This is a genomic window from Paenibacillus silvae (assembly GCF_014639235.1).
GTDB classification, from domain to species: Bacteria; Bacillota; Bacilli; order Paenibacillales; family Paenibacillaceae; genus Paenibacillus; species Paenibacillus silvae.
The window spans coordinates 93,519-115,177 of sequence record NZ_BMFU01000012.1; the positions used below are offsets into that span (position 1 = coordinate 93,519).

Annotated in this window: 18 protein-coding genes and 1 tRNA gene; 2 read left to right on the forward strand and 17 right to left on the reverse strand. The window is 47.5% G+C overall.

Features of this window, described 5'->3' with window-relative positions; genetic code table 11:
* Positions 1 to 98 precede the first annotated feature (98 nt).
* The 9 genes from smpB to IEW26_RS25545 form a co-directional block, all read right to left on the reverse strand.
* Complete coding sequence (smpB, locus tag IEW26_RS25505; protein WP_111270227.1) at positions 99 to 581, reverse strand: SsrA-binding protein SmpB; 483 nt, start codon at positions 579 to 581, stop codon at positions 99 to 101.
* Positions 582 to 752: 171 nt separating this feature from the next.
* Positions 753 to 3,569, reverse strand: coding sequence for a ribonuclease R (gene rnr, locus IEW26_RS25510; RefSeq protein WP_188594424.1), 2,817 nt, complete (start codon positions 3,567 to 3,569; stop codon positions 753 to 755).
* A gap of 545 nt (positions 3,570 to 4,114) precedes the next feature.
* The gene (gene secG, locus IEW26_RS25515) at positions 4,115 to 4,348 is read right to left on the reverse strand and encodes a preprotein translocase subunit SecG (protein ID WP_111270229.1); all 234 of its coding nucleotides are present in this window, start codon (positions 4,346 to 4,348) and stop codon (positions 4,115 to 4,117) included.
* Between the two features lie 185 nt (positions 4,349 to 4,533).
* Positions 4,534 to 5,820 (reverse strand): phosphopyruvate hydratase, encoded by a 1,287-nt coding sequence (eno, locus tag IEW26_RS25520; protein ID WP_110898842.1) that lies wholly within the window; start codon positions 5,818 to 5,820, stop codon positions 4,534 to 4,536.
* Positions 5,821 to 6,063: 243 nt separating this feature from the next.
* Positions 6,064 to 7,608 carry a 2,3-bisphosphoglycerate-independent phosphoglycerate mutase gene (gpmI, locus tag IEW26_RS25525; RefSeq protein WP_188594425.1) on the reverse strand — a complete coding sequence of 515 codons (1,545 nt, stop codon included), beginning with the start codon at positions 7,606 to 7,608 and terminating at the stop codon, positions 6,064 to 6,066.
* 1 nt (position 7,609) lies between these two features.
* A complete protein-coding gene (gene tpiA, locus IEW26_RS25530) occupies positions 7,610 to 8,362 on the reverse strand; it encodes a triose-phosphate isomerase (RefSeq protein ID WP_188594426.1) in 753 nt (250 codons plus the stop codon).
* A 33-nt stretch (positions 8,363 to 8,395) separates the two neighbouring features.
* Positions 8,396 to 9,577, reverse strand: a complete 1,182-nt coding sequence (locus IEW26_RS25535) for a phosphoglycerate kinase (RefSeq protein ID WP_188594427.1) — start codon at positions 9,575 to 9,577, stop codon at positions 8,396 to 8,398.
* Positions 9,578 to 9,726: 149 nt separating this feature from the next.
* Positions 9,727 to 10,734, reverse strand: coding sequence for a type I glyceraldehyde-3-phosphate dehydrogenase (gene gap, locus IEW26_RS25540; RefSeq protein WP_111270233.1), 1,008 nt, complete (start codon positions 10,732 to 10,734; stop codon positions 9,727 to 9,729).
* A 125-nt stretch (positions 10,735 to 10,859) separates the two neighbouring features.
* Positions 10,860 to 11,885 carry a sugar-binding transcriptional regulator gene (locus tag IEW26_RS25545; protein WP_145405832.1) on the reverse strand — a complete coding sequence of 342 codons (1,026 nt, stop codon included), beginning with the start codon at positions 11,883 to 11,885 and terminating at the stop codon, positions 10,860 to 10,862.
* Between the two features lie 503 nt (positions 11,886 to 12,388).
* Between IEW26_RS25545 and IEW26_RS25550 the strand changes: the two genes are divergently transcribed.
* A tRNA-Arg gene (locus tag IEW26_RS25550) sits at positions 12,389 to 12,463 on the forward strand.
* Positions 12,464 to 12,643: 180 nt separating this feature from the next.
* Complete coding sequence (gene clpP, locus IEW26_RS25555) at positions 12,644 to 13,240, forward strand: ATP-dependent Clp endopeptidase proteolytic subunit ClpP (protein WP_090924795.1); 597 nt, start codon at positions 12,644 to 12,646, stop codon at positions 13,238 to 13,240.
* A 250-nt stretch (positions 13,241 to 13,490) separates the two neighbouring features.
* On the opposite strand, the gene IEW26_RS25560 is transcribed toward clpP, so the two are convergent.
* From IEW26_RS25560 to IEW26_RS25595, 8 genes are all read right to left on the reverse strand, one after another.
* Complete coding sequence (locus IEW26_RS25560; protein WP_188594428.1) at positions 13,491 to 14,588, reverse strand: stalk domain-containing protein; 1,098 nt, start codon at positions 14,586 to 14,588, stop codon at positions 13,491 to 13,493.
* Positions 14,589 to 15,053: 465 nt separating this feature from the next.
* A complete protein-coding gene (locus tag IEW26_RS25565; RefSeq protein WP_188594429.1) occupies positions 15,054 to 15,806 on the reverse strand; it encodes an SIMPL domain-containing protein in 753 nt (250 codons plus the stop codon).
* Between the two features lie 218 nt (positions 15,807 to 16,024).
* Positions 16,025 to 16,294, reverse strand: coding sequence for an HPr family phosphocarrier protein (locus IEW26_RS25570; RefSeq protein ID WP_090924792.1), 270 nt, complete (start codon positions 16,292 to 16,294; stop codon positions 16,025 to 16,027).
* 103 nt (positions 16,295 to 16,397) lie between these two features.
* Positions 16,398 to 17,336: a DNA-binding protein WhiA gene (gene whiA / locus IEW26_RS25575; RefSeq protein WP_188594430.1), complete on the reverse strand. Its 939-nt coding sequence runs from the start codon at positions 17,334 to 17,336 to the stop codon at positions 16,398 to 16,400.
* A gap of 6 nt (positions 17,337 to 17,342) precedes the next feature.
* Positions 17,343 to 18,329 carry a gluconeogenesis morphogenetic factor MgfK gene (gene mgfK, locus IEW26_RS25580; RefSeq protein WP_111270237.1) on the reverse strand — a complete coding sequence of 329 codons (987 nt, stop codon included), beginning with the start codon at positions 18,327 to 18,329 and terminating at the stop codon, positions 17,343 to 17,345.
* A 13-nt stretch (positions 18,330 to 18,342) separates the two neighbouring features.
* Positions 18,343 to 19,242: an RNase adapter RapZ gene (gene rapZ, locus IEW26_RS25585; protein WP_111270238.1), complete on the reverse strand. Its 900-nt coding sequence runs from the start codon at positions 19,240 to 19,242 to the stop codon at positions 18,343 to 18,345.
* 51 nt (positions 19,243 to 19,293) lie between these two features.
* Positions 19,294 to 20,244 carry an ROK family glucokinase gene (locus IEW26_RS25590; protein ID WP_145405836.1) on the reverse strand — a complete coding sequence of 317 codons (951 nt, stop codon included), beginning with the start codon at positions 20,242 to 20,244 and terminating at the stop codon, positions 19,294 to 19,296.
* Positions 20,245 to 20,520: 276 nt separating this feature from the next.
* Positions 20,521 to 21,552, reverse strand: coding sequence for an AI-2E family transporter (locus IEW26_RS25595; RefSeq protein ID WP_145405860.1), 1,032 nt, complete (start codon positions 21,550 to 21,552; stop codon positions 20,521 to 20,523).
* Positions 21,553 to 21,659: the final 107 nt, after the last annotated feature.

A 21,659-nucleotide genomic window follows, 5' to 3' on the forward strand; every position in this document is an offset into this window, starting at 1 on the left:
GTAACCTGGCTCCCAGCACGCGGTGCCCTTCCTCATGACAAGGTAGTCAGCCACATGATGGGCACACCTTTTCGGTTCGCACGAAATGTGATTCTCTCTTAACGCGCAACCTTCTGCTTCTCGCGCAGCGCACGTTGAATATCACGTTGAGCATCCCGCTTCGCAGCAGATTCACGCTTGTCAAATTGCTTCTTACCTTTACCAAGTCCGAGCAACAGCTTTGCATACCCGTTACGCACATAGATTTTCAAAGGCACAATGCTGTATCCATCCTGCTTCGACAACCCCAGCAGCTTGTGAATCTGCGCCTTGTGCAGCAGCAGCTTGCGTGTACGCGTCGGATCGAGCGGATTGTGACGATTCCCTTGTTCAAAAGGGCTAATATGCATGTTGTGAATATGAATCTCCCCGTTGCGAATCGTAGCAAACGCATCCCCGATGTTCGCACGACCGTTGCGAATAGACTTGATCTCCGTACCGGTCAGTACCATGCCCGCTTCATACGTATCTTCAATGAAGTAGTCATGGGAAGCCTTTTTGTTCTGTGCAAGCACTTTATTTTGCCCGTCATTCTTGCCCATGTCCTCACTCCTTCTTTGTAAAATATACCCGTACCATGCTGTATTAAACCAGCATCCATGATGCACCATTATACCCTGTGCCAGACCTTAATTGTAGCAAGGACGGCTGTTAAAATCAAGAAAGAGGCGGTCTCTGCCGCCCCTCCTCAATACACGTTATAGGCTTCTCGCTTACTTCTTTTTCTTCCGTACAAACGCCGCTGTGGCATTTCCGGCTCCGCCTTTGTTTTTCTTGCGCTTGCGGCGTGGCGCTCCTTCTTCCTGCGTACCGCCTGGTGTGGCATTTTCACCGATAAAAATACCACTAGGCGATGTATTCTTACGTTTACCTCCGCCTTTGCCACCTTTACCGCTACCGCCCTTACCGGATTTGAAGCCGCCTTCGCCACGGCCGCTGCCGTTCAGGCCACTTCCTTGTCCGCCTGCAGAAGCACTGTCCTGGCCCATCGGTGCAGAGCTGTAGCCGCCTTTACCCGAGCCAAACCCAAAGCTAACCGCACCTTGCCCACGGCTGCTCGCACCACCATGTTCGCCTCCACGGCGCTCACCTTTCGGTTTACCACCCCGTTTGCCAGTAAAACCACCTGTCGTGGAGCCCGCGCTTGAACCTGAACCAGCATTCGCTCCTGCAGGAGCAGCGCCGCGGCCCGCACGAGCACCTTTGCCACCCTCGCTCGCCGATCGGCCACCGCGCTCGCGTTTGCCGCCGCCTGCACCCGCACCGGATTTACCGCCACGTCCTCCACCGAAGCCACCTTTGGCTCCGCCTCGTCCGCCGCCGCTTCCCGGGCGACCACCTTTACCGCCAGAGCGACCACCTCGTTCGAAGCCGCCTTCACGCTCTCTGCGAGGTTTCATATCGACCATCTCGAAATCAATCGTATACTCTTCCATGCTTACACGAGCCACGCGAATCTTCACTTCGTCACCGATACGGAACACCTTCGAGGTGCGCTCCCCAATGAGTGCCATGTGCTGATCATCAAAATGGTAATAGTCGTCGGTCAGAGCGCTGAGACGAATCAGACCTTCTACCGTGTTCTCCAGTTCGATGAACATACCGAAGCTCGTAACGCTGCTGATCATGCCTTCGAATTCTTCGCCGACCTTATCGAGCATGTACTCGGCTTTTTTCATTTTCTCCGTATCCCGCTCCGCTTCAACCGCCACACGTTCACGCTCCGACGACTGCTGTGCGATATCCGACATCCGGCTTGCCAGATATTCCTGACGATTCTCCGGCAGTGCTCCATTATTCTCGATGACTTCACGAATGACGCGGTGAATAACGAGATCGGGATAACGACGGATCGGTGATGTAAAGTGACTATAGAACTCTGCCGCCAGGCCAAAGTGACCTGACATTTCAGAGTCATACTTCGCCTGCTTCATCGAACGAAGCATCATCGTGCTAATGACCGTCTGCTCCTTCGTGCCGTTGATATCTTCCAAGAGCGATTGAAGCGCGCGTGGATGAACGGAATTGCCACGTCCTTTGACGTGATGTCCGAAATTCGCCGCAAAGGCGAGGAAATTTTGCAGCTTTTCCTGATCGGGGTCCTCATGCACACGATAGATGAACGGCACTTTGAGCCAGTGGAAATGCTCGGCAACCGTCTCATTCGCTGCAAGCATGAACTCCTCAATGATTTGCTCCGCAATCGAACGCTCCCGTTTCACAATATCAACCGGTTTGCAGTTCTCATCGACAATGATTTTGGACTCTTCAAAATCAAAGTCAACCGCCCCGCGGCGCATACGCATCGCACGCAGCTTCAGAGCAATTTCTTTCATCAGGTGGAAGTCATCCACGAGATCTTTATATCGTTCAAGCAACTCCGGCTCTTCGCCTTCAAGGATTTTACGCACATTCGAATACGTCATGCGTTCCTTGGTCTTGATCACACTGGTGAAAATATCATGTTTCACAACCTTCATCTGGTCGTTGAATTCCATCTCACAGGACAACGTCAGACGATCCACCTGCGGATTCAAGCTGCAAATCCCGTTGGACAGACGCTGTGGCAGCATCGGAATAACCCGGTCTACGAGGTACACACTGCATCCACGGTTATACGCTTCCTGATCCAGCTTGGAGTTTTCTCGCACGTAATAACCCACATCGGCAATGTGCACACCCAGACGGTAGTTGCCGTTCGGAAGCTTCTCCACATTAACTGCATCATCCAGGTCCTTCGCATCCTCGCCATCAATCGTCACGATGTTCAATCCGCGCAGATCGCGGCGTCCCTGCTGAACGATCTCTTCTTCCGTAATGGAATCGGGCGCTTTCTCCGCTTCTTCCATCACTTCATCCGGGAATGCCTCAGGCAGCTGATGTTTGCGTATGACCGATAAAATATCAATGCCTGGCTCATCCTTGTGACCCAGAATCTCGATAATCTCTCCTTCAGCCGCCGCGCGGCCTTCTGGATAGCTGACAATCTTGGCAACGACCTTCTGTCCATCTACAGCCCCTGCAAAATTCGTACGCGGGATAAAAATATCACGATTAATCCGTTTATCATCCGGAATAACAAATCCATATACTTCGTGGCTCTGAAAAACACCCACAACCTGTGTAATCGCACGATTCACGATGCGTACAATTTCACCCTCCAGCCGTCCGCCAGACGGGCCTTGGGACGTCACTTTAACAAGCACAGTGTCCCCATTCATTGCACTTTTCATATCATTGGCATGGATGTAGACATCCGGATGCTCCCGGTCTTCGGGGATCAAAAAGGCAAAACCCTTCGCATGCGCTTGCAAGCGCCCACGCACCAGATTCATACGTTCGGGCATACCATAGCGATTATTGCTCGTCAGCAAAATTTGGCCGGATTCCTCCAGCGTGTTCAGCATAATCAAAAAGGCTCTGAAATCCGCAGCATCCTCAATCTGAAAGTGCTGTTCCAGCTCCTGATAAGTCATCGGTTTATAAGCGGTCTCCCGCATGAAGTCAAGTAATTGTTGTTCGGTTATCATTAGTTTTCACCTCGGGAAACGTAAGAGTGTAGTCTGATCTCTTCTCTTTATGTATCGGAATTCGCGCCGTAATCATACAGGTGCCATAGGACAAATGTTAAAACCTGCGGCCTCACTATCTCATACCCTAGTATACACGAATTCAATCCAGCCCATCCGTACCGCACCAAAAAACTACAGGGTCCACTGCACCCGCTCGGCAGTAATGAATTTCTTCACACAGTTTATGCAGCCAGCAGACTGCCCGATCTGAACTTCATCAGCATTTTTATAAAAAAAAGCACAACTGAGTATATACATTAGGAATATTCAGCACTGGCAAGAGCATGCCCTGCTATTTTCGGGGATACGTCGCAGCAAAAGGGGAATCGTACAGAAGCAAAAAGTTCAAACTTTCCTTCATTTTTTATTTAACAGTTGGAAAACTTTGGTTCAATAAATTTCTATTAAAAAACCTCCGTTTCAGCACGAAACGAAGGTTTTTATCCGTTAAGCCATGGGGCTTCAGCTATTTAATTCAATTCGGGAATCCAGATAACTTGAGGTTACTTGGAAACCACCGTAACAATAATAGCCAAGATCATAAATCCTGCACCAAGTACCACCGTTGCACGTTGCAAGAAAAGATCCAGTCCGCGCGCTTTCGTTTTACCGAAAAGATGTTCCGCACCACCGGAGATGGCACCCGCCAAACCAGCGCTTTTTCCGTGCTGCAGCAATACTACAGTGATTAGACCGATCGAGAAAACAACGAGCAGCAATTTCAAAGCAATATCCATTCTTTCCACCTCCTACCCATGTGGGCATAACATCTCACCATAAAAACAGTTACTATAATTGTAGCATAGCAACGGGTTTGATACAAGTAGTACACGGCAGACGTTTTCCCGGATATTTAACTCTGCCTTTCCAAAGAAAAAGACAAGCCGGTCACCCGGCTTGCCTAAAAAGCTGTGAATACAGCTTATTTTTTAAGGTTGTAGAAGCCTTTAAGACCGATGTATTGAGCGCGTGTATCCAGTTGATCCTCGATGCGGAGCAATTGGTTGTACTTCGCGATACGGTCTGTACGGGAAGGAGCACCTGTTTTGATCTGTCCAGCGTTTGTTGCAACCGCGATGTCTGCGATTGTGCTATCTTCGGACTCACCGGAACGGTGGGAGATAACAGCTGTGTATCCTGCACGTTTAGCCATTTCGATTGCATCGAAAGTTTCAGTCAGCGTACCGATTTGGTTAACTTTGATCAGGATGGAGTTACCGATACCTTTTTCAATACCTTGGGACAGACGCTCTGTGTTTGTTACGAACAAGTCATCACCAACGAGTTGAACTTTGTCTCCCAATTTCTCAGTGAGCAATTTCCAACCTTCCCAGTCGTCTTCGGACATACCGTCTTCGATTGTGATGATCGGGTACTTCTCAACCCATGAAGCCAACAGGTCAACATACTCAGCGGAAGTGTAAGATTTGCCTTCGCCAGCGAGTGTGTATTTACCATCTTTGTAGAACTCAGTAGAAGCAACGTCCATACCCAGGAATACGTCAACGCCTGGTTTGTAACCTGCTTTTTCGATTGCTTCGATGATTGTAGTGATCGCTTCTTCATTGGAACCCAGGTTTGGAGCGAAACCACCTTCGTCACCTACAGCTGTGTTCAAGCCTTTGGAGCTCAGTACGGATTTCAGGTTGTGGAAGATCTCTGCGCCAACGCGAAGAGCTTCTTTGAATGTTGGTGCGCCAACTGGCAGTACCATGAACTCTTGTACGTCGATGTTGTTGTCCGCGTGCTCACCACCGTTGATGATGTTCATCATTGGAACTGGCAGAGTTTTCGCGTTGAATCCGCCCAGGTAAACATACAGTGGAACTTCCAAAGCGTCAGCAGCTGCGCGAGCTACTGCCATGGATACAGCCAGAATTGCGTTTGCACCCAATTTACCTTTGTTTGGTGTACCGTCCAGAGCGATCATCATTTTGTCGATGCCCAGTTGATCCAAAGCGTCCATACCGATAACTTCTGGAGCGATAACTTCATTTACGTTTTTAACAGCTTGCAGTACGCCTTTACCGAGGTAACGGGATTTGTCACCATCGCGAAGCTCAACCGCTTCGTGGGCACCAGTAGATGCACCAGATGGAACGATTGCGCGTCCGAGTGCGCCGGACTCCAGATATACTTCAACTTCAACTGTAGGGTTACCGCGGGAGTCAAGGACTTCGCGTGCGTACACGTCAGTAATAATAGTCATGAGTGATAGTCTCCTTTAATTTTAAGTTTATTTAAAATCAGGACCACTTGTGTTTCCCCATATCCACTTCGTCAGCAGAATCGTCCTCCGATCGCTGTTATCCCCGGATTCCTTTGAACTTATTTTCATAAGCTGGAATCCTGTGATAAAGGCGAACGCTAACGCTTCTTCAGACCATTTCTGCTGCCTTCGTTTCGAGGTAAACGCCAAACTTCCCGATTTCATATATAGTGGCTGTGCAACTTATTTGCGGGAAGCAATAACGGATGTACCTGTCATTTCTTCCGGCTTAGGCAATTGCATCAGGTCAAGAATGGTTGGAGCGATGTCGGCCAGAATTCCGCCTTCACGCAGCGTTACGTTCGGATCTGTAACGATAAATGGAACCGGGTTTGTTGTATGAGCTGTGAACGGACGTCCTTGCTCATCAAACACCATATCCGCGTTACCGTGATCCGCAGTAATCAGTACCACGCCGCCTTTGGCAAGAACTGCGTCTACGACACGGCCCATGCACTCATCTGTAACTTCAACCGCTTTGATCGTTGGCTCCAGCATTCCGGAGTGTCCAACCATGTCAGGGTTAGCAAAGTTCAGGATGATTGCGTCGTGTTTATCTGCTTCGATCTCACGAACCGCTGCATCCGCAACTTCATAAGCACTCATCTCTGGCTGCAAATCATAGGTTGCAACCTTAGGCGAGTTGATCAGCACGCGAGTTTCGCCCGGAAGCTCTACGTCACGGCCGCCGCTGAAGAAGAAGGTTACGTGCGGGTATTTCTCGGTTTCTGCAATGCGCAGTTGTTTTTTGTTGTTCTGTACCAGCACTTCGCCCAGGGTATTGTCGAGGTTCTTCGGCTCATAAGCCACATAACCCTCAACTGTCTCACTGAACAGCGTCAAGCACACAAAGTGCAGGCCCACAGGGAACTTCGGTCCACGGTCAAAACCGCGGAAATCGGAGTTGGTGAACACTTGTGACAACTGGATTGCACGGTCAGGACGGAAGTTAAGGAATACAACGGAATCGCCGCTTTCCACCAAACCTACCGGCTCACCATCCGCTTTAACGATAACCGTTGGTTCAACGAACTCGTCAAATACGGATTTCTCATATGATTCTTCAACCGCTTTGAGCGGATCAGTGTATTTCGGTCCATCGCCATAAACGATGGCGCGGTAAGATTTCTCTACACGCTCCCAGCGTTTGTCACGGTCCATTGCATAATAGCGACCTTGGACTGTAGCGATTTTCCCTACACCAACCTCATCAATTTTAGCGATCAGCTTCTGCATGAAGTCTTTACCGCTGTCCGGCATAACATCGCGGCCATCCAGGAAGGCATGAATATATACTTCGTTCATTTCTTCTTTTTTAGCCAGATCCAGCATAGCGAACAGGTGGTCGATGTGGCTATGTACGCCACCATCGGACAACAAGCCGTAGAGATGAAGCTTTTTACCGTTCTGCTTCGCTTCGCGCACCGCTTTGACAAGTGTTTCATTGTCATAAAACTCGCCGTCACGAATGGATTTGGAGATACGGGTCAAATCCTGATATACGATCCGGCCGGCACCAATGTTCAGGTGACCTACCTCGGAATTCCCCATCTGGCCTTCTGGCAAACCTACAGCTTCACCGCAAGCAGTCAGTGTTGTATGTGGGAACTGGCTCATGAAACGGTCATAGTTCGGTTTTTTGGCTTGCGCTACCGCATTGCCTTCCACCGTGTTCCGCAGACCGAAGCCGTCCATAATGATCAGTGCTACAGGTTTTGGAGCTGTCATCTTACTTCGCCCCCTCAACAAGTGCGATGAACGAAGCCGGTTGCAAGCTGGCACCGCCAACAAGTGCGCCGTCGATGTCGCTTTGTCCGAGGTATTCTGTTACGTTTTCCGGTTTCACGCTGCCGCCGTATTGAATACGAACTGCATTTGCAACCTTCTCGTTGTACAGATCCTTCACCAGCGTGCGGATGTAAGCAATAACTTCATTCGCATCCTGGGATGTGGAGGATTTGCCTGTACCAATCGCCCAGATTGGCTCATAAGCGATAACCACTTGTGCTGCTTGCTCAGCAGTCAAGCCTGCCAGAGCTGCTTCAGTTTGTACTTTGCATACGTCTTTTGTTTGGTTCGCTTCACGCTCTTCAAGCGTTTCACCAAGACAGAAGATTGGAGTCAATCCATGACGGAATGCTGCATGCAGCTTTTTATTGACAGTCTCATCGGTTTCCGCAAAATATTGACGGCGCTCCGAGTGACCGATAATCACGTAATCTACACCCAGTTCTTTCAGCATAACACCGCTGATTTCACCAGTGAATGCACCGTTGTCTTCGAAGTGAAGATTTTGTGCTCCGATTTTGATGCTAGTGCCTTTCACAGCCTCTACCAGGGATGGCAGATTTGTAAAAGGTGCGCAGATTACCGTTTCCACGCCTTCGACTTCCGCTTTTCCTTTAACTTCCTGAATGAAGTCATTGGATTCGGAAACCGTTTTGAACATTTTCCAGTTACCCGCGATAATTGGTGTTCTCATTGGTTTCAACTCCTTCATGCTATAGCTTAAAGCTTACTTGTCGTTCAATGCAACTACGCCTGGAAGCTGTTTGCCTTCCATGAACTCGAGCGATGCACCGCCACCTGTGGAGATGTGGTCCATTTTGTCAGCCAGTTTGAACTTCTCAGCTGCTGCTGCAGAGTCGCCACCGCCGATGACTGTGTAAGCAGATGTTGTAGCACAAGCTTCTGCTACTGCACGAGTACCATGGGAGAAAGGTTCGATTTCGAATACGCCCATTGGTCCGTTCCATACAACGAGTTTGGAGTTTTTAACAACGTCAGCATAGATCTCACGTGTTTTTGGACCGATGTCGATGCCTTCCCAATCTGCAGGAATGTCGCCAACTTCAACAATTTTAGTGTTTGCATCCGCACTGAAATCGTCAGAAATTACGATATCCACTGGCAGGTAGAAGTTTTTGCCCAGTTTTTTGGCTTTTTCGATGAAGCCCAGAGCAACATCCAGTTTGGACTCATCCAGCAGGGATTGACCTACTTCATAACCTTGAGCCTTCATGAATGTATAGGACAGACCGCCACCGATGATTACGTTGTCTGCAATGTTCAGCAGGTTGTCGATCACATCGATTTTGTCTTTAACTTTGGAACCACCGATGATCGCTGTGAAAGGACGCTCAGGGTTGGACAATGCTTTACCCAACACGTCCAGCTCTTTCTCCATCAACAAACCGGATACTGCCGGCAGCAAGTGAGCGATTCCTTCTGTTGAAGCATGTGCTCTGTGAGCCGCACCAAATGCATCGTTAACGAATACGTCAGCCAGCTCAGCAAATTGTTTAGCCAGTTCCGGATCGTTTTTCTCTTCACCTGCGTGGAAACGAACGTTCTCAAGCAACAATACGTCGCCATCGTTCATTGCCACGATTTGAGCTTTAACCGCTTCGCCAACGGAATCATCCGCTTTAACAACCGTTTTGCCGAGCAATTCGGACAAACGCTCTGCAGCTGGAGTCAAACGCATAGATTCAACAACTTCGCCTTTTGGACGACCCATGTGGCTTGCCAGGATGACTTTAGCACCTTTTTCGATCAGGTAGTTAATCGTTGGCAGTGTTGCACGAATACGTTTGTCATCTGTAATTTTACCATCTTCGAGCGGCACATTGAAATCTACGCGCACGAATGCCCGTTTTCCATTCAATTCGATATCACGTACACTTTTTTTGTTCATCTCTATTTCCTCCGCACCCATGTATTTGGTGGACTTTCAAGGCTCTCATCCCTTGTCAGCCCTGGTGTTCATGAGAAATTTGCAAAAGTTTCATATATAAAGAGCGGAAACAATGGCAATCTGTTTCCGCTCTATGTTATTTCAAGTTATTACTTGATCATTTTTGCAAAGTGCTCCAATGTGCGAACCAGTTGAGCTGTGTAGGACATTTCGTTGTCATACCAAGCTACAGTTTTAACCAGTTGTTGGTCGCCCACTGTCAGAACTTTAGTTTGAGTCGCATCGAACAGGGAACCGTAAGTGATACCTACGATGTCGGAAGATACGATTTCGTCTTCAGTGTATCCGAAAGTTTGTGGATCGGAAGCTTCTTTCATAGCCGCGTTAACTTCGTCAGCTGTTACTTTTTTACCAAGAACAGTTACCAGCTCAGTCAGGGAACCTGTTGGTGTTGGTACGCGTTGAGCTGCACCATCCAATTTGCCTTGCAGTTCAGGGATAACCAGACCGATTGCTTTAGCAGCACCAGTTGTGTTAGGGATGATGTTTTCAGCTGCTGCGCGAGCACGACGGAAGTCACCTTTAGGGTGTGGAGCATCCAAAGTGTTTTGGTCGCCAGTGTAAGCGTGAATTGTAGTCATCAAACCTTGAACGATTCCGAATTTGTCTTGCAGTGTTTTTGCCATAGGAGCCAGGCAGTTTGTTGTGCAAGATGCGCCGGAGATTACAGTTTCAGTTCCATCAAGGATGTCATGGTTTACGTTGTAAACGATGGTTTTCATGTCGCCAGTAGCTGGTGCGGAGATAACGACTTTCTTAGCTCCACCTTTCAAGTGTTTCTCAGCAGCTTCTTTTGTTGTGAAGAAACCAGTACATTCCAGAACGATATCTACACCCAGGTCTCCCCAAGGCAGTTCTTCAGGGTTGCGGTTAGCGAGTACTTTAACTTCTTTGCCGTTCACTTTGAAGAAGCCGTCGTGTACTTCAACATCGCCGTCAAAGCGACCTTGAGTTGTATCATATTTGAGCAAATGAGCCAGCATTTTAGCGTCAGTCAAGTCGTTGATTGCTACTACTTCAATGCCCTCTACATTTTGAATACGGCGGAATGCCAAGCGACCGATACGTCCAAAACCGTTAATACCTACTTTAATCATGAGTAAGTTCCTCCCAAGTTTTGATTGATTTTTATGAAACTTATATATTCAAGACAGACGGTGAAGTCCGTCAAGACAACAAGAGTTGTGTTGAAAATAAAACCATTTCAGCTCTGAAAATGGAATCATTCCATTTCCGCGACAATGATTTTGGCCGCAGCCTCATCAATAATCAGAATATCCTCCTGCCCGAACCGCAGTACGGAATGAATGGCAGCTGCCTTGCTTGTGCCACCCGCAATGCCGATCACCACATCGGTGCGTTCGATATCCTGAAGCCGCATCCCCAGTGTAAGCATGGTATGTACCACCTCACCCTGATCGTTGAAATAATACCCGAAAGACTCCGATACAGCGCCCTGCTCCTGAAGTTCGTCAATAATCTCCGGGGCAAGCTTGCGTCTCTTCGCCATTTCTACCGCATCACCGATGCCGTGAATAACGATGCGTGATTGCCTGATCAGCTGCAAAATCTCCTGAACACTCGGGTCCTGAAGCAGTGATTCATAGGCATGGTCACTAAGCAAATCCGGTACATGCAGAAGTTTGTACTGAGCTCCTGCCCGCTTTGCCATCGTGGATGCAATCGTATTTGCTTGAATTTCAAGACTTTCTCCCAGTCCGCCACGGGCTGGTACAAACCAGACACCCTTGAGCGAAGTGGGTGGTGTGAGCTGTTCTGCAACTTCGGCCGTTGTTGATCCGCCTGTGACGGCTACAACGTCGTTGTCATTCATAACGCTGCCGAGAGCCTTCGCTCCGGCCCTTCCCAGTTCTCTCTTGGCAAAAGGAGATACGTCCGAATCGCCAGGAACTACGACTACCTTTTGCAGGCCGTAGGCTTGCTTGATTCGCTCTTCCAGCTCGGATAATCCGAACAGCTCTTTTGCGACAGGCTCCAACTGCTGCAGCAACTCATAACCCGCCTCACTGATCTTCATGCCGGCACTGTCAATTTCGATAAGTCCCTGAGCCTTTAACAGATCGGTCTCAGCTCTCAGAACCCGCTCGGTCATCTGCATGGAATTGGCTAACGTTCTCCGTCCGATCACATCCGATAACATGATCTGCTGCAGAATCGTATAGCGCTTCTTCAAGACATCCATGAGATCGGGCAGAAGCTGCTTTTGCACTTCTAAAATCGTTCGCATGCTTTCCACTCCCGCAAGCTTCTCGCTCCAAGCTTCTTTCATGGCCCTAAAATGTCCCGGGTTAACTTTTTAAGTCCCACGTTTATTCTACCTAAAACTGACGCGATATGCAAGTGTTTCGATGGCTTATTTCGATACGTTTGCGGGCTTCTGTACGCGCCTATTTTCACAATCTCCGCACTTTCGTTATGGACACAATGAGCTACCTCGAAGCTTCACATTGAATATGAGATGGTTTCACACCATACGATGAGATGCTTCGTACTACATATAGAAGAAAGGCGTCATTAACGTCTATATGTGGCGCACTTTACTTTCTGGCAGGCATGTCCAAAGCTTCTTATAGCATGTACTCAACCAGACTTTATCCATTCTTCTTTATCATGATCATTTCGCAATCAATTCAAACCACCTGCCGAATAAGTGAAACCATTGCCCTGCAAAGCAATGGCTTGCATTTCCCTACTCCATAGGCTATAATCATTATTGCTGTCACATAATTTGCGCCCGTGGTCCAATGGATATGACGTAGGCCTCCGAAGCCTGAGATCCAAGTTCGATTCTTGGCGGGCGCGCCACTTATTTTACAACAGCTCATAATGCATTTAACCAACGAAACCGGAAAGGTTTCTTTTTTTTCAAAGTTAGTTTGACTTTCTTTGACTTTTTGTTTGAGATTGTTTATGATGTGGTTAATACGGTAACAGTTTAAATATAAACACCAATTTAACATTTACATTTCCGAGGAGGTTTTTCACGTGAGTTATATTCCAATGGTCGTTGAGCAGAGCAACCGGGGTGAGCGCGCCTATGATATTTATTCCAGATTGCTGAAGGATCGTATTATTTTCCTTGGCAGCGACGTGAATGACGTTGTGGCTAATGCCATCATGGCACAGATGTTGTTCCTGGCAGCGGAAGATCCGGAGAAAGACATTCACTTATACATCAACAGCCCGGGCGGATCGATCACCGCGGGTATGGCCATCTACGATACAATGCAATTCATCAAACCGGATGTATCTACCATCTGTGTAGGTATGGCGGCTTCTATGGGTGCATTCCTGCTGAACGCAGGGGCTAAAGGCAAACGTTTTGCGCTGCCGAACAGCGAAATCATGATTCACCAGCCGCTGGGTGGTGCACAAGGTCAAGCATCGGACATCGAGATTCGCGCACGCCGCATCTTGAAAATGCGTGATACGTTGAACCGCATCATCTCCGAGCGTACAGGCCAACCACTGGAACGCATCGAAAAAGATACAGATCGTGATTACTTCATGAGTGCTGCTGAAGCAGCCGATTACGGTATCATCGATAAAGTAATTCAAAACGTAGGCTCCCAAGGCATCTAAGCTGCAGCCTGGAGGCATGCCGTTCCATACACAGGGCGGATTCACCGATATATAGGTGAATCCGCCCTGTGCCATATTGATATGAACAGGCAATACCACCACCCGTTAACAGGGTGCATTGCCTGACAAAGAGAAAACCCTCGTCACTTGAAACATGACGAGGGTTTTCTCTTTACCTTTTTCAAAAAGTATAAATGAATAAGGGCTCTTGATGTGGAGATGCGAATATACGTTTGTTCGAAATGCCCGGTTATTTTTCGGATGTTACGTTGCCGAACGGTGCAGCACCTTTAGGCAGAATTTCTTTATAAGAGAATGTCATTTCCGGGAAGCCTTCCGCGTAAGCTGTGTACTCATACAGTTGGAAGAACACCACGACACCCGTTGGAGTTACATAGAAGTCCTGGTCTTTATTCAAGCCTTTGTATCCGTCTAAATATCCACCACTTGCTTTTAATTGCTCACCAACCTTTTTGCTGATCGTTTCACGCATGGATTTGCTGTTTTGCAGTACATCATCCAGTGTCAGCTCTTTACCTGTATCCAGGGCAAACGTGTGTCCTGCACGATATGTCATGCCGTGTGCTCCTGCATAGTCCTCATAATGTTGGGTGATCAGACCCAGTACGCCATTTTCGTTGTATGTCACCACATACGAGGTTTCAAAGGCATATGGACGTTTGGCGGTTGCTCCACCAAATTCAGACGTTTGTTTTTTGAAAGCAGCAGCGGCCTTGTCCACTTCATCTTTGAGCACTTTGTTGATCGCCGCTTCAGCCTCTTTGCTGGCAAGTCCGCTCACCTGAGGATACTGTACATCTACCTCGGCATTTTTAACCGTCATATTTACTTTCGTCGATTTCACCTTCACGTTGTTTTGCTTCACTTTGTTCAGGGTCAATGTTTTCGTTTTGGCATCCCAACTGCCCTGCACACCCAAATAATCTCTCATGGCAGAGAACGGAATGTACAATCGGCCCTGAATTAATTTTGCTTCCACCTGAGGGTAATAACCGTTAATGTACACGTTCGGCTGTCCATCCATCAGACTAACGGTCATCGCGTTGTTAGCTGCGGTTACCGTGTATGACTTCGTTTTGGCATCATATTTGAGTGTACCACCTGCTACATCTTTGACCGCTGTCAGTGACACCCAGGTCGAACCACCTTGAAGCAATCCTTTTTGCGCGAGCGTTTTGCCACCTGATTTTAAGGTCACCTCAGCTGGTGCAGTTACTTTGGAAGTTACCGAAGCAGCTTGAACAGATTGATCCACCCACGCTGTGCTGCCTCCCATAATTACCCCTGCTGCCAATAATGCACTCGTCCACTTTTTCCATGTATTCATCTATAAAACTCCTCTCTTTTATTCACCATCAGTTTTATTGCGTATATCAGCCACAATTGTAATTGCATATGTCATACGCTCAACTCTTACTAACCATTAACCCATTTCGAGCTGGATTTGCAGCTGATGCTGAAGTTTGTGAGAACATACTCCTGACTCCTGCTGCTCGTGGTTACGTTGTTTATTATAACTAGCCACATCATTGAATGATTTACAGCTCCAGTTACAATGTTGATGAAAGTCGTGCTGAAAAAAAAGCAGAAAATGAACATTTTGTCACGAACATCTATACAAAAACGACATGATTAGCTCCACTCCCCTGCATACTGCCAGGAGAATAATGTTCTCTCGCTTCCTTAAATTGCGCTCATACAACAAAAAAGACACTGTCCAGAGGACAGCATCTTTGTCATTTTTATAAATTTTTGATTTTTAACTATTTTATTTATTAGGGGTCAGAAGCTTTTATTTCATCTCATAGGTGATATTAAGAACCGTGCTTACCTTAACCTGACCGGCTTCAATCTGTGTACCTGCATCGGATTCACTCTTCGCTGAAGACATTGCCTCCCCTACATAGAACACTGGAACGTTAGCATCTGGCTGACTGACTGAAAGCACCGTACCAAGCTGGCGTTTAACCGCTTTAGCAATTGCTCCGGCTTTCACATCTGCATTAGCTACTGCCTTAGCAATCACTTCGGATTCGTATTTCTCCGGGTTCTCTACTGTGAAACGCACATTTTCGATATTGTTGGCTCCTGCCTGTGAAGCTGCATCCAGCAACTCACCAATCTTGTCCATATCACGATACGTCACAGTCAACGTGTGATGAGCCGTATACCCTTTGATCTTCTGCCCGTCTTTTTCACTGTACGTGTAGTTCGGCTGCACGTAGAATTGGCTTGTTTGAATATCGTCTGCACTGACCTTCCAAGTGTTTTTCAGCAGAATGGTCACCTTTTGAATTTTAGCAGCGTTTGCTTTCTGCGCTGATGCCGCAGTTTCTGCAGTACTGTTCACACCAATGGACAGATAGGCAATATCCGGCTTCACCTGAATTTCACCCTTACCTACAACATTGATCACATTTTGCTGCACTCCCTGAACCTCTGCCGCATATGCGTAGTTCCCTGGTGCAACCCAGGCTGTGCCTCCAACCAATAAAGAGCTTGCCACCAGTACCGCGCCGAACGGCTTCATCCATTGTTTACCCATTACGATTAACCTCCTCATATTTAACTTCTCAAACTTGAAGCGATTTGATACCTTAACAGACGGGACAAATTCCATAATGTTGCACTTGACGGCGCCGATAACATACAAATTTATATCTGTGTGCACGTATAAACATTCTTGGTTCAACTTATATATAACGCAAAAAAGCCCCTTGCGGGACTTCTTCATCACTTTCAAAACATATAACAACTTTATGCTTATTGGTTTTCGAGCTCTTCCTTGCTAACCAGACTAACTAAAGCGTTTACAGCCTGATCGGCGTCCGCGCCCTCTGCACTGATATGGATTTCCGTACCTGTGCTGATCGCAAGGCTCATAATTCCCATAATACTTTTAGCATTCACTTTTTTATCGTCCTTCTCGACGAACACTTCAGATGAGTACTTATTCGCTTCTTGAACGAACAGTGCTGCAGGTCTGGCATGGAGACCCGTTTTCAAACGGACAACTACCGGGTGCTTTGTCATAGAAACTTACCCCCTATTATGAAATCTGGACATTAAATACACAATTATATTTATACAACATTATACCATTAACCCGTGCAGGACACTAGAAGAAAAAAAACCATCAGCTATAACGCTCTGCACGTACTTTCTCAGCCAGCTCATCAATCTTCCGCAGTCGATGGTTGACACCAGATTTGCTGACGGTGCCCTTGAGTAATTCGCCAACTTCCTTCAGGTTGATGTCGGGATGGGCGAGTCTTACCTCTGCCACTTCTCGCAGCTTATCTGGAAGCGATTCAAGGCCCACTTCCTTTTGCAGTAAACGAATATTGTCGATCTGTCTGACGGCCGCTCCGATTGTTTTGTTCAGATTGGCTGTCTCACAGTTCACGATCCGATTCACTGAATTGCGCATATCCCTCATGATACGAACATCTTCGAACTTGAACAAAGCCTGGTGCGCACCGATAATGCTGAGCAGCTCAATGATTTTCTCGCCTTCCTTAATGTATAGGATGAATCCTTTTTTCCTTTCTATACACCGGGCATTGAGATGAAATTCATTCGCCAGATCAACCAAAGCCTGGCAATGCTCCTCATACATCGACGCAATCTCCAGGTGGTACGACGAACCCTCCGGGTTGTTTACTGATCCGCCAGCCAGAAATGCACCGCGAAGATAAGCCCGCTTACAGCAGTTTTTCTCCAGCAGCTCTTCGTTGATGCCGGGCGTAAACAGGAACCCTTCAGAAACAATATGCAGCTTCTTCAGAATCTCTTGCACCATTGACGGAACACGAACAATATATACATTGTTCTTTTTCAGCCGCATTTTCTTGCGTACCAGCAATTCAGTATGCACTTGAAAATGCTTTTTAAGCAGAGAGTATGCCCGTCTTGCAATGGCAGCATTCTCTGTCGAAATATCCAAGATGACTTTTTTATTCGATAACTGCACTGCACCGAGCATTCGGATAAGAGCTGAGAGTTCCGCCTGTTCGCAGCACGGTTCGCTTTCAATCATCGTTAATTCTTTTTTGGTTTGTGCTGCAAATGACATGAGACTTCACCTCTTCCGTAACATCCAATTTTGAACCAGCTGGTAAATGTGATGACTAAGCTTGTCGGCGTCATGACGCAGATAAGTTTTGAACAGTACAAGCGTATCTGCGACAACCTGATAACCCGAGCTTTTCAGTACATTCATATCAAGCACAACTGGCTTTGCACCTTTTTCCGCATACTTATTTTGCACTTGCAGCGGAATTTCACCATTGTTTACGATCACATAGTCGAAGAGCTGATGACCGATATGCTCCTGAACGGCTACAAGGTGATCGCTCACGGTGTAATTATCCGTCTCTCCCGGCTGTGTCATTACATTACAGATAAACATCTTTACTGCATCCGCTTCAACAACGGCCTCTGCCAGCTTGGGTACAAGCAGATTGGGAAGGATACTTGTATATAGACTGCCCGGGCCGATCAGAATCGCATCCGCCTGGCGAATCGCCTCTACCGCTTCTGGCAACGGCTCCACGTGATCCGGTTCAAGGAAAACCCGTTTAATGCGTCCGCCTGCTTCAGGAATTTTGGACTCGCCTGTAACAATGGAACCATCCTCCATCTCCGCATGCAGCACAACCGCCTGACCAGCTGCCGGGAGCACCTGACCCCTAACGGCAAACACGCGGCTAAGCTCCCGCACAGCGGTCACAAAGTCGCCTGATATATCCGTCATTGCAGCCAATATGAGATTGCCCAGGCTGTGGCCTGCAAGCCCAGCGCCTGTATTAAAACGATATTTTAACATGTCTGAGAGCAGCGGTTCAACATCTGCCAGCGCGGTAAGCACGTTACGAATGTCGCCCGGGGGCGGCATTTGCAGCTCACTGCGCAGGATGCCCGAACTTCCACCATCATCTGCAACCGTAACGATGGCCGTGATATCCATCGGTTTTTCCTTCAAACCGCGAAGCATCACGGATAATCCGGTTCCACCGCCCATTACAACGATTCTCGGACGTTCTCTTCGTGGTCCGGCCTCTTTCATCCCTTCACCCTCTTCAATGACGGTCCCGGTCGGCGTCGCGATGGCTTACGGTAACAGCTTCAGTCTCGCTGCTCCCGAGCATTTTGCCCAAGTATTCCGATATTGCTACCGAACGATGCTTGCCTCCGGTACAGCCGATTCCAATAATAACCTGGCTTTTGCCTTCCTTCCGGTATTGCGGAATCAGAAAATGCAGCATATCCAGCAGCTTGGTCAGAAACGCTTGCGTTTCAGGCCATTTCATAACATATTCGTATACTTCACTATTCTGCCCCGTATTCGGCCGCAAATGTTCAATATAATGCGGATTCGGTAAAAAACGAACATCAAATACGAGATCTGCATCAATCGGGATGCCGTATTTGAATCCGAAGGACGTAATGTTCACCGATAACATCTGGCTCTCCAGATGGGAGAAACGCGAAATGATGCGCTCCTTCAGTTGAGCAGGCTTCATCGTGCTCGTATTCAGCACCTGCGTTGCCGAGTTTTTGAGCTCTTCCAGCATCTTGCGCTCCAGCTTGATGCCATCCAGCGGCATGCCTTCCGGTGCCAGCGGATGTCTGCGTCTGCTCTCTTTATAGCGCTGCACAAGCACAGAATCGGTGGCATCCAGGAACAAAATTTCGCAGTGAATCGTAAAATGATCTTTAATGTAGTTCAATGATTCAGACAATGCAGTAAAGAATTCACGTCCCCGCAGATCGATGACCAATGCCACCTTGCCAATCTTGCCATTTGATTGTTCAATCAACTCTGCAAATTTGGGAATCAAAACAGGCGGCAAATTGTCTACACAGAAAAAACCCAGATCCTCCAGGCTTTGCACAGCTATCGTTTTACCCGCTCCGGACATGCCCGTAATGATAATGAGCGTGGCGCCTGTGCCCGGTGAGCCCTCACCTTCAAGCATAAATGTCCCCTCCTTATCATATTGCTGTCGGATGATCTTGTTACGAGGTTACTACGAACGCAAGAGAAGACCTGCAGCACCTACGATACCTGCATTATTACCCAATGTAGCTTCCAGAATCTGAACACCCTGCTGCAGAGGCTCTGGAGTCAGTTGCGCGAATACTGTACGAATCTCATCAAACAGGAAGTCCCCCGCTTTGGAGACACCGCCGCCAACAATGAACAATTCAGGATTCAGCACAGCTGCAACAGTCGCCATCGTTTTACCCAGATAGAAGGCTGCACGCTTGACAATACGCAGCGCTACTTCGTCGCCTGCTTTGGCTGCATCAAACACTTCCTTGGCAGCAATCTTGTCTACCAGTGCAAGCGATGTGTGGTCACCGCGCTCGACAGCATCCTTGGCCATCTGAATAATACCCGTTGCCGAGGATACCGTCTCTACACATCCCATTTTACCACAGCCGCACTTGATCGCCTCAAGATCTGGCACAACACTGATGTGGCCCAGCTCTCCCGCCATACCTGAGAAGCCCTGATAGATTTTCCCATTCAAAATAAGACCACCACCAACGCCTGTGCCGAGTGTAAAGCATACACAGTCGTCTACGCCCTTGCCAGCTCCTGCCCAGGCTTCACCAAGAGCAGCAACGTTTGCATCATTATCTATTTTGACAGGCTTGCCCAGTCGTTCCTCCAGAACCGAACGAATGGCAACATTCCGAAATCCGATGTTAGGGGCATGAACAATAATTCCCTCGCGTACATTCGTGAAACCGGCAACTCCTGCACCGACACCTTCAAGCTGTTCCCAACTGTATGGCGATTCGGCAATGATATGACGGACATACTTCTCGATGTTGGCGATAACCGTGTCAACGCCCTGATCCACTTCAGTCGGTCCTTCATACGTATGCATAAGCTGACCTTGATCATCACATATACCGACCTTGATTGCTGTTCCGCCGAGATCGACCCCAACGTAGATTTTCTCAGACATGCTGCAAGCCACCTTTATCTATCTAAAATAGTTTAGTCCTACGTACCAACTATAATTGAAGGATACGCCGGGGTCAAGACGAGAAGACCTCTGGACATACCCGGTCCCTGAGGCATTGTGAACGATGTCACACATTTTTTGTATGCGCATACATCCTGATTTTATATCTATTTAAAACGCATCATGCGTTGAATCCGCAGGTGCAGACAGCGCAAAAAAACGCCTTCCAGTGTAATGGAGGCGTTTTTCCTTTTTCAACATTAGATGAAACAAAAATTACAGCTTCGACTCAACGCGCACCGGCTCGTCGGTTCTCTCCATCTTGTTGACATCGAGAATGTCGAGCATGAACACAAAGATGGGAATACCAATAATCAATCCCCAGATTCCAAGAAAGTGCTGCGATAGAATCAACACAATAAAGGTGTAGAACATCGGCAGTTTGGTTTTGTGCGCCATCAGCTTCGGATTAAGGAAATACGTCTCCAAGGCATGAATGATGATGATCATAATAATCACGATAATACTCATCTGCAGTCCACCCAACTGATACCCGATCAGACAGAGCGGCACAAGGGAGATCATCACGCCCGCAACCGGCACGAGACTCAGCAGAAATACCATAATCGTCAAGGCAAACAGGTACGGATACCCCAGAATCCACAGACCGAGCATCGTGAGAACCGTATTAAATACAGCAATCAGGAGCTGCGCTTCAATCACTTTACCAAAAGAAGATACAAACTTGTCGCCCAGATATGCTACTTCATTATAGAACCAGCCGATTTTACTCGTTTTGAATTTGGACGTAAATTTATAAATCTCTTTCTTCTGCAACAGGAAGAACAAGCTCAAAATAATAACCAGCAGAATGAACTCCAGCCATTTACTCAAAGCAAAAATGTATTTCAATGCTTCATTCGTATAATTTTTAATGTCGAAGGACTGCAGGTAACCTGCAATCTTGGAGGCAACATTATCGCCATCTGCCGTGTCAAGGAACTTCATAATTTCATTGGTCAGCTGCACAACCTGATCAACAATTCGTGGTGAATATCTTGATATTCCAAGCACAATGCCGGCAATAACAATCATGTAAAGCAGGATAACCACAACTTTGTAGTTAATTGGAAAAAATCGGTTCAACCCTCGTGTAATCAGATGCTGCAGCCTGTTCATAACATAGGTCACCAGGAATAACAGCAGAATCATATGGAGCATGCTTCCCATACTGAACAAAATCAAGCAAAACAGCAGTAAAATCAAAAAACGCCTGACTGTTGCATTTTGTAACCACCCTTTTATCATTTCCCCCAAATTCTTCACCTCACAGCTAATATAACCTATATGTATGTCCATATCATGTCCATTGTTGAAAAAAAAGAGAAGCCCTCCGGCTTCTCTCAGTGTATGAG